Origin of the sequence: Microcystis sp. LE19-84.1B (assembly GCF_027531875.1) — a bacterium.
Lineage (GTDB): Bacteria > Cyanobacteriota > Cyanobacteriia > Cyanobacteriales > Microcystaceae > Microcystis > Microcystis panniformis.
In genome coordinates this window covers 1-3,642 of record NZ_JAPZSR010000240.1, presented here as the reverse complement: position 1 = coordinate 3,642, position 3,642 = coordinate 1, and the positions used below count along the sequence as shown (strand labels likewise).

At 40.0% G+C, this 3,642-nt stretch carries 4 protein-coding genes and 1 pseudogene; 2 read left to right on the top strand and 3 right to left on the bottom strand.

Going from position 1 to position 3,642, the window contains the following annotated elements; genetic code table 11:
* A partial coding sequence (locus O9324_RS13900) for an RNA-guided endonuclease InsQ/TnpB family protein (protein ID WP_288140481.1) occupies positions 1–829 on the bottom strand: 829 nt, incomplete at its 3' end.
* A gap of 90 nt (positions 830–919) precedes the next feature.
* Here O9324_RS13900 and O9324_RS13895 point away from each other — a divergent pair.
* Entirely contained in the window at positions 920–1,264 is a 345-nt protein-coding gene (locus O9324_RS13895) for a hypothetical protein (RefSeq protein ID WP_002767033.1), read from the top strand.
* Positions 1,265–1,342: 78 nt separating this feature from the next.
* The gene (locus O9324_RS13890; protein WP_002767034.1) at positions 1,343–2,557 is read left to right on the top strand and encodes a DUF790 family protein; all 1,215 of its coding nucleotides are present in this window, start codon (positions 1,343–1,345) and stop codon (positions 2,555–2,557) included.
* Between the two features lie 102 nt (positions 2,558–2,659).
* On the opposite strand, the gene O9324_RS13885 is transcribed toward O9324_RS13890, so the two are convergent.
* Positions 2,660–3,121, bottom strand: a complete 462-nt coding sequence (locus tag O9324_RS13885) for an Hsp20/alpha crystallin family protein (RefSeq protein WP_288140480.1) — start codon at positions 3,119–3,121, stop codon at positions 2,660–2,662.
* 196 nt (positions 3,122–3,317) lie between these two features.
* Positions 3,318–3,642: pseudogene (locus tag O9324_RS13880) on the bottom strand (hypothetical protein); the annotation flags it as partial.

Genomic DNA, 3,642 nt, shown 5'->3' with positions numbered 1-3,642 from the left:
TGACCATATTCTTGATGGCTAAATTCTCAACTACAATCGTTTGGTTTTCACGAACTAATTGAGTGGTTAGCTTATGTAAATGGTCTTTTCTGTTATCGGTGATTCGAGCGTGAATCCTTGCTACTTTGATTCTCGCTTTTTTCCGATTTTTTGACCCTTTCTGTTTTCTAGAAAGGCTTTTTTGTGCCTTTCGCAGTCTCCGATAATGCCTTTTAAAATACTTAGGATTAGATACTTTATCGCCATCGCTGGTAATCACAAGGCTACTAATTCCTAAGTCAATTCCAATGGCTTTATCTGTTACTGGTAAAGGCTTAATCGTTGGGTCATCAAATCTTATTGAGATATGCCAACGTCCAGAAGGATGTAATCTGACTGTTACTGTGCTTGGGTCACAGCGTTCTGGTATTTGTCTTGACCATCGAATCGCTAAGGGTTCCGTGCATTTGGCTAAATAGATTTGTTTGTCTTTAAATTTAAAGGCTGATTTGGTAAATTCGGCACTTCCTCCTTGATGTTTTTTCTTAAAGTTGGGATACTTAGTACGACCAGCAAAGAAATTAGTGAAAGCTGTTTGTAGGTGTCTTAACCCTTGTTGTAAAGGTACACAGCTAACTTCGTTTAAAAAGTCTAATTCTTCTTGTTTTTTCCAATCGGTCAACATTGAAGAAGTTTGAGCGTAGCCTACTCTTTCTTGTCTTTCATACCATGCTTGTGTTCGTTCGTGGAGAGCTTTATTGTAAACTAATCTTACACAGCCCAACGTGCGCCGCAATAGCGACTCTTGTTCTGGTGTGGGGTAAAATCGAAACGAATAGGCTTTTTCCATGTCTCACATTCTAGCATATATTTTGTAAATGTGCTAATATTTAACAGTAAAGCCGTCGTAGAACGACGGGGTTTCAGACCCAAATTTTCGATGATTCCTTTAACTCTTAATCTCTTGCAAGGTTCCGTTACTTTTCGTTTCAGTCCCAGTGCTGCTCTGGATTTGCAAAGGGAAATTAATATTCTACTTGATCGCCTAAAAGCGATCGCCAGTAATGCCGCTAGTGGAGGTAAACCCCAACCCCAAAAACCACTGGAATATCAGCACACTGGTGATGTGTTTCTGGAAGTGTTTTGTAATCCCAATATTTATCCGAATCCTTTTTCGGCTAAAGTTTTGTTAACGGTTCGCGACGATCGCCTGCGCTTAACCACAGAAGCAGAATTAACCCGTGTGATCGAGGATTTAGAGCGTTATCTCGAACAAAATAGTTAGAATCGGGGGATTTTTGGGGTTTTGACCTTTCCTTGTCGTCCCACCTTTCCCCATCTGACTATTCTTCTCTAGTTTGCCATGTTACCGACCGATTTATTGATTTCCCGTCAAAATGGCGAGACAATTATTCCCAAACGCTTACCGATCGCTCCCGATTATCTGGCGATCGCAAAAGAACAAATCACCTGTTTTCAGGAAAGTATCGGTGAAACTAAGGGAGAATTAAGCCAAAAACTCCTAATCTTGGAGGGAGACAGTCCCGATTATAAAATTAAACGGGGATTTGCTCACCTGTTAACCAATCATTTTGCCACCTTTGAGATTATTAGTCCCTTAGAACCACAGGAATTAAGAAAAAGAGTTTTTGAACAAGCGGCCAACTTTGTTCCTATTCCCCAAAATCGATCGCTAATTCTGGAGAAAATTGCCCAGCAACTCAGCCAAGAATTAAATCAAGAAATTTTTCCAGTAGCTCTAGAAAAAGGACTCTATGCTGATTTAGCGGAGAATAAAATTCTCACTCAATTTGATGCTCCCACCCCCGAAAACCTAATTCATCGTTTTAACCTCTCGCAAATTCAAGGGATTTTTTATCGGGCCAGTTATTTAATTATCAACGTCCACCGCAATGATCCGGGAGAATATAAATATCTCTTTCGCTATCTAAAACTATTTCGTTTAATGACTTATATCGAAGGGGATGCCGACACGGGATTTACTATTACTATCGATGGTCCCACCAGTTTATTTAAAGCTAATAGTCGTTATGGCATTGAAATCGCTAAATTAATTCCTGCCTTACTCCATGTCACTCACTGGAATTTGAAGGCACAATTACAGTATAAAGATTCCTATACAGGAACTATTAAAAAACAACAGTTCAATTTAGAGGATAACTGTGGTCTGGTGTCCCACTATTCCCCGGGTAAACCCTACGATAGTATGTTAGAGGAATCTTTCGCTAAACGTTGGTTACAGTTAAAAACTGAATGGCAACTAGAAAGAGAAGTGGATTTAGTGCCTTTACCCGGAGGAGTGATGATTCCCGATTTCCGTTTAGTGCATCCCGATGGTCGCGTTTTTCTCCTCGAAATTGTTGGTTATTGGCGACCAGAATACCTACAAAAGAAATTTTTACAGGTTAAATCGGCCCAAGCAAATAATCTAATTTTAGCCGTGTCGGAACGGTTAAATCTAGAAAAAGCTGGAGTTAAATTTCAAAATCTACCCGCTCAGGTTATCTGGTTTAAAGATAAATTATCACCCCAAGCAGTGTTAGAAGTTTTAAATTAAAAGGTTAAGAAGCTAAAAGCGGAAGCATGATTTAATACTCCCGCTTTGGTTTAATCAGACTAGGTTAACTCTTTCGCTCAAGACCGGACAATGAGTGCTACATCATTGAGCAATGGTAGGACTGATGGACACTTTCACCACTTTATTTTTTTCTTCTTCCGCTTTCGGGAGGGTGAGGTTGAGAATGCCATCTTTGTATTCAGCAGTCACGTTAGTGTTATCAACCTGAACCGGTAGAGGAATAACCCGATGGAATTTACCATAACGGAATTCAGTGCGGGTAAACCCTTCTTCTTCGGTTTTAATTTCCGATTTCCTTTCACCATTAATGGTCAGACTATCGGCTGTTACTTCCACATTGAGGTCTTTGGCTTCCATACCGGGTATTTCCAGTTTAAGCTGAACTGCCTCTGGCGTTTCGGTCATTTCCGCCGCCGGGATGAAGGATAACCCCACTTTTTCGCCATTGCCTACATCAGTCGGCACAATACGGTCCAACAAGCGATTCATTTCTTTTTGTAGGCTTTCTACTTCTCTGAAAGGTTCCCAACGTATAAGTGCCATATAATTCACCTCCGAAGTTTTCTTGACGCTAGAGATGTTGATTTATCTCTACACTTTTAGGATAGATAAAAGATTCTCTGACCGGGGTAGGGTTTTCGGTATTGAGTTTTTCCAGATTCCCGTACTATCTCCTATACTAGAGCTAGGTGAGGAAGTTTTTCCTGGGGAAGTGGGAAGTGGGAAGTGGGGTGTTTTCTCAGTGAACTGATAACTGATAACTGATAACTGATAACTGATAACTGATAACTGATAAGGCTCTTCTGGTTTCTGTGTGGAAACGAGGTCTATACTGATAGAATATCCGCAAAATAGCCCTAAAAGTCTTGCCCGATAAGCATTTCACGATTCCATAAGCAAAAATTATCACACAAAGTCGAGAAGCGCCCTGATAACTGATAACTGATAACTGATAACTGATAACTGATAACTGATAACTGATAACTGATAACTGATAACTGATAACTGATAACTGATAACTGATAACTGATAACTGATAACTGATAACTGATAACTGATAACTG

What these genes read in the sequence shown, in the direction of transcription:
- O9324_RS13890 (WP_002767034.1), top strand. Translation starts at nt 1,343, where the DNA reads ATGTTACCGACCGATTTATTGATTTCCCGTCAAAATGGCGAGACAATT.
- O9324_RS13895 (WP_002767033.1), top strand. Translation starts at nt 920, where the DNA reads ATGATTCCTTTAACTCTTAATCTCTTGCAAGGTTCCGTTACTTTTCGT.
- O9324_RS13885 (WP_288140480.1), bottom strand. Translation starts at nt 3,121, where the DNA reads ATGGCACTTATACGTTGGGAACCTTTCAGAGAAGTAGAAAGCCTACAA.